This window comes from Dietzia sp. B19 (genome assembly GCF_014145155.1).
Lineage (GTDB): Bacteria > Actinomycetota > Actinomycetes > Mycobacteriales > Mycobacteriaceae > Dietzia > Dietzia natronolimnaea.
Genome location: NZ_JAALED010000242.1, coordinates 1 through 3,140 on the forward strand (window position 1 = coordinate 1; position 3,140 = coordinate 3,140).

Here is a 3,140-nt window from a genome sequence, read left to right on the forward strand (position 1 = left end):
CGGGCGGCCGGGGCGGCCGCCACGCCGCGGGTGTCCGCCCCGGCTCCGTGTGTCCGGGGGGCCGAAGTCACCCGGTTCGTGTGCGTCGTCGCTGTGCATCGCCGACTCCCAATGTCCTGGGCGCCCCATCGGCGCCCGCCTGCCATAGAGTATTCGCGACATCCCAAAGAGTGTCAACGACATATCGCTAAAGGGTTGGTGCGCGGGACGTCCGACCGGTCGGGCAGGATGGGGGTCGACGCGGGGAACACTCAGGTGGGCCCGCGCGTTGACCAGTACGAGTGATTCGTCGGTGACCCGGCGGGGACTCTCGATCAACGACCTTCCCCGACAATCCGAAGGGACCTCGATGCGCACGAGCAGCAATCCGGTCTTCAGTTCCCTGTCCCAGGACAGCGCGCGTGGCGCCACCCACCTCGGTGGTGCCGGACGCGCGGGCTTCCAGCAGGGCCAGTACGGCCAGCAGGGTTTCGGTGCCCAGCCCGGGTACGGCGCCCCCCAGGCCCATCCGCAGTTCGACACGGACACGCGGCCCATGACGATCGACGACGTCGTCAGCAAGACCGCCACCACCCTGGGTCTGCTCAGCATCGTGGGCGTGATCGCGTTCTACATGATCAGCATCAACCCCGGTCTGCTGTTCCCGCTGCTGCTCATCGGCGGTATCGGCGGTCTCGTCGTGGTGCTCGTCGCCACGTTCGGCCGCAAGATGGACTCGGCCCCCGTCACCCTGGTCTACGGCGGCCTGCAGGGGCTCTTCGTGGGCGCTGCCACCTACCTGTTCACCGCTGATCTGCAGGGCGGTGGCGTCCTGGGTGCCGTCGGCGCGGCGATCCTCGGCACCATCGGTGTGTTCGTGGGCATGCTGTTCGTCTACAAGACCGGCGCCGTGCGCGTGACCCCCAAGTTCACGCGGTTCCTCACCGCCGCCATCGTGGGCGTGCTGTTCGCGGCGCTCGGTAGTATCCTGCTGAGCTTCTTCACCGGTGGCTCCAACCCGCTGTACGACGGCGGCCCGATCGCGATCGCCTTCTGCCTCCTGTGCATCGGCCTGGCCGCGTTCAGCTTCCTGCTGGACTTCGACAACGCCGATCGCCTCGTGCGCGCCGGTGCCCCCAACAAGATGTCGTGGGGCGTCGCGCTCGGCCTGACCGTCACCCTGGTCTGGCTGTACATCGAGATCCTGCGTCTGATGAGCTACTTCCGCGACTGATCAGCGCGAGCGGTAGCGCCGCCGTCGGTGGCCCTGGCTGCTGCGGCGAACCGGCGAGCCGGCCCTGCTGCCCCGACCCCAACCAGGGGTCGGGGCAGCCGCTATTTCGGAGGAGCGTGGCGGGCTCGGCTTCTCGCCGAGAGGTCACACATGCTCACGTTCTCCCAGGATGCGGAATCGGAATACGCGCATTTGCGACCACTCGGCGGGGCGAGCGGATGGCGGACAATCTGACGGTCGAGGGCGCAACGAAAAGAGCGTTCCGAACACCGTCTCCTGGGGAAACGGGTTCGGAACGCTCTTTTCGACGCTGGGTCGACGCCGGGACGCGGGGCGCGCGCGATCAGGCCGGGCGGGCGGGGATCAGCTCAGGCGCTCGAGCACCATCGCCATGCCCTGGCCGCCGCCGACGCACATGGTCTCGACGCCGAACTGCTTGTCCGCGGCCTGCAGGTTGTTGATGAGCGAGGCGGTGATGCGGGCGCCGGTCATGCCGAACGGGTGGCCGAGCGCGATGGCGCCACCGTTGATGTTGAGCTTGTCCTCCTCGATCCCGAGCTCACGGGCGGAGCCGAGGACCTGGACGGCGAACGCCTCGTTGATCTCGAACAGGTCGATGTCGGACACCGACTTGCCGGCGATCTTCAGGGCGTTCTTGACGGCCTGGATCGGGCCGAGGCCCATGATCTCGGGGGACAGGCCCGAGACGCCGGTGGACACCACGCGGGCGAGCGGCGTGAGGCCGAGCTCCTTGGCCTTGGTGTCGGACATGATCACCAGGGCGGCGGCGCCGTCGTTGAGCGGGCAGCAGTTGCCGGCGGCGATGGTGCCGTCGGGGCGGAAGACCGGCTTGAGCTGCGAGATCTTCTCGTAGGTGGTGCCGGGCCGCGGGCCGTCGTCGGTGGAGACCACGGTGCCGTCGGGCATGGTGACAGGGGTGATCTCGTTGGCGAAGTGGCCGTTCTCGACCGCGGCGACAGCGCGGTTCTGCGAGCGCACGCCCCAGTGATCCTGCTCCTCGCGGGTGATGCCGGTCATCTGCGCGACGTTCTCGGCGGTCTGGCCCATCGGGATGTAGACGTCCGGCAGCAGGCCGTTCTCGCGGGGGTCGGTCCACGTCTCGGCGCCACCCTCGGCGCGCGTGCCGGTGCGGGCCTCGGCGTCGGCGAAGAGCGGGTTGTGGGTGTCCGGCCAGTGGTCGGAGGTGCCCTTGGCGAAGTTGGTCACGGTCTCGACACCGGCGGAGATGAACACGTCACCCTCGCCGGCCTTGATCGCGTGCAGCGCCATGCGGGTGGTCTGCAGCGAGGAGGAGCAGTAGCGGTTGACCGTGGTGCCGGGGACGGTGTCCAGGCCGGCGAGCACGGAGACGACACGGCCCATGTTGAAGCCCTGCTCGCCGCCCGGCAGGCCGCAGCCCAGCATGAGGTCGTCGATCTGGGTGGGGTCGAGCGACGGGACCTTGGCGAGGGCCGCTGTCACCATCTGCGCGGCGAGGTCATCCGAGCGGATACCCACGAGGGATCCCTTGTTGGCGCGCCCGATGGGCGAGCGGGCGTACGAGACGATCACGGCTTCCGGCATGGAAGGCTCCTTCTTTGCGGGTGGATACTCGGTGCTAGGTGTGGTCGGGGGTGAGTTCCGGGGCGGACAGGTCCCGGGTGGGGCGGGTCAGGCGCAGGATGCGGCTCCGGCGGCGGAGGGTGTCCGCCGCCTCGCGGGCATCGCCCGTGCTCTCCGGATCGCCGTCCACGTCCTCATTATGCAGGTACGTGTTCTCGTCGAGGTCCTCCGCGTCCTCGTGGGTACGGACGAAGTCGGTCAGTCGCTTGGTCAGCCGGGCGACGACCGACTCGCGGTGCTCGTCGTCCGCGCCGTCCGCGGCCGCCTCGGCGGCGGTCTCCGCGTCCTCGGCGGCGCGCTCGGC

At 69.2% G+C, this 3,140-nt stretch carries 2 protein-coding genes and 1 pseudogene; 1 reads left to right on the plus strand and 2 read right to left on the minus strand.

All coding sequences use genetic code 11. From position 1 onward, the window contains the following. Positions 1-349 precede the first annotated feature (349 nt). Positions 350-1,213 (plus strand): Bax inhibitor-1/YccA family protein, encoded by an 864-nt coding sequence (locus G6020_RS07880; protein WP_182610246.1) that lies wholly within the window; start codon positions 350-352, stop codon positions 1,211-1,213. 363 nt (positions 1,214-1,576) lie between these two features. On the opposite strand, the gene G6020_RS07885 is transcribed toward G6020_RS07880, so the two are convergent. Both G6020_RS07885 and G6020_RS07890 read right to left on the minus strand, forming a co-directional pair. After that, a complete protein-coding gene (locus tag G6020_RS07885) occupies positions 1,577-2,797 on the minus strand; it encodes an acetyl-CoA C-acetyltransferase (protein WP_182610247.1) in 1,221 nt (406 codons plus the stop codon). Positions 2,798-2,831: 34 nt separating this feature from the next. After that, positions 2,832-3,140: pseudogene (locus G6020_RS07890) on the minus strand (SGNH/GDSL hydrolase family protein); the annotation flags it as partial.